The 1,994-nt window shown below is 70.8% G+C and carries 2 protein-coding genes; both read right to left on the bottom strand.

Features of this window, described 5'->3' with window-relative positions; all coding sequences use genetic code 11:
• Nucleotides 1–103 precede the first annotated feature (103 nt).
• Nucleotides 104–1,117, bottom strand: a complete 1,014-nt coding sequence (locus FV228_RS28050; protein WP_147857486.1) for an ABC transporter ATP-binding protein — start codon at nt 1,115–1,117, stop codon at nt 104–106.
• A partial coding sequence (locus FV228_RS28055) for an ABC transporter permease (RefSeq protein WP_210247829.1) occupies nt 1,114–1,994 on the bottom strand: 881 nt, incomplete at its 5' end. The genes FV228_RS28055 and FV228_RS28050, both read right to left, overlap by 4 nt.

Consider the following 1,994-nt stretch of genomic DNA (forward strand, 5'->3'; position numbering starts at 1 on the left):
CCTCTCCCCCCCTGCTCCGCAGGGTACCCTCCCCCGCAGAGGGGGGAGGGGAAAGCGCGCGGCTGCCTCGGGAGGCCCGACTCGGCGGTCTCACGAAAAAAAATCATGCCGCTAGGGCGTCCTTGGGCGCGTAGTGGCAGGCGGCGAGGTGCGCGGGGGCCTTCGGCTCGAGGGCCGGGGCGTAGGCGCGGCACAGGTCGGTCACGTCCGGGCAGCGTCCGGCGAAGACGCAGCCCTCGATCCGCTGCTTCAGGCTCGGGACCATGCCGGGAATCTCGGCGAGCCGCTCGGTGGCGCCGTGCTCGACCGCGCCGAGCTTGGGCACCGCCCCCATCAGCCCGCGGGTGTAGGGATGGCGCGGGGCGCGGAACAGGTCGCGGACCGAGGCCTCCTCGACCTTCCGGCCGGCATACATCACCACCACCCGGTCGGCGACCTCCGCGACCACGCCGAGATCGTGGGTGATCAGCATGATCGCGGCGCCGACCCGACGCTTCAGGTCGCGCATCAGGTCGAGGATCTGGGCCTGGATGGTCACGTCGAGGGCCGTGGTCGGCTCGTCGGCGATCAGGAGTTTCGGCGAGCAGGCGAGCGCGATGGCGATCATCACCCGCTGGCGCATGCCGCCCGAGAGTTGGTGCGGGTATTCCCGCACCCGGCGCATCGGCTCGGGGATGCCGACCAGCGTCAGCATCTCCACGGCCCGGGCCTCGGCCTCGCGCCGGCTCAGGCCCTGGTGCAGCCGCAGGGTCTCGCCGATCTGGCGGCCCACCGTCAGCACCGGGTTCAGGCTGGTCATCGGCTCCTGGAAGATGACGCTGATGTCGTTGCCGCGGATCTTGCGCATCGCCCGGTCGGGCAGGTCGAGGAGGTTCGTCCCCTCGAACCGGATGGCGCCGGCGATGCTGGCCGGCGGCTCGGGCAGGAGCCGCAGGATCGACATCGCGGTCACCGACTTGCCGCAGCCGGATTCGCCGACGATCGCCAGGGTCTCCCCCGCCTGGATGGCGAAGGACACGCCGTCCACCGCCCGGTTCGCCCCATCGGGGGTGCGGAAATGGACCTGCAGGCTCTCGATCGACAGGAGGGGTGTGCCGCTCACGCTGCTGGTCCTCATGCGTCTTTGGCCATGCGGGGATCGAGGGCGTCGCGCAGGCCGTCGCCGACGAGGTTCACCGCGAGCACCGTCATGGACAGGAAGATCGCCGGGAACAGGATGATGTAGAACTTCACCTGCCAGAGGGCCCGGCCCTCGGCCATGATGTTGCCCCAGGACGGCGTCGAGGGCGGCACGCCCGCACCGATGAACGACAGGATCGCCTCGGTGATCATCGCGGAGGCGCAGATGTAGGTCGCCTGCACGGTCATGGGCGCCAGGGTGTTGGGCAGGATGTGGCGCCAGATGATCGCCGGCATGCGCGTGCCCGTGGTCACGGCGGCCTCGACATAGGGCTGCTCGCGCAAGGACAGCACGACGCCCCGGACCAACCGGGCGACCCGGGGGATCTCCGCGATGGTGATCGCCACGATCACGTTCTGGACCGAGCCGCGGGTGAGCGCCATCAGGGTGATCGCCAGCAGGATCGGCGGGATCGACATCATGCCGTCCACGATCCGCATCACGATGCCGTCGAGCCAGCGCACCATCCCGGAGACGAGCCCGACCGCGAGCCCCGCCACCGAGGCGAGGAGCGCCACGGAAAATCCGACCAGCAGCGAGACCCGGGCGCCGTAGACCACCCGCGAATAGATGTCCCGGCCGAGCATGTCGGTGCCGAACCAGTATTGGGCCGAGGGCACGCGGGTGCGCTTGGCCGGCGCCAGGGCGGTCGGGTCGACGGTGCCGAGATAGGGCGCGAGCACCGCCATCAGGAACACGATCAGCAGCAGGACCCCGCCGGCCACGATGGTCGGGTTGCGGCGGATGTAGGTCCAGACCCGGCCCCGGCGCCGCCGCGCCGGGATCACGTCCGGCAGCGGCGCCGCGACGGCGA

Source organism: Methylobacterium sp. WL18, from assembly GCF_008040015.1.
Lineage (GTDB): Bacteria > Pseudomonadota > Alphaproteobacteria > Rhizobiales > Beijerinckiaceae > Methylobacterium > Methylobacterium mesophilicum.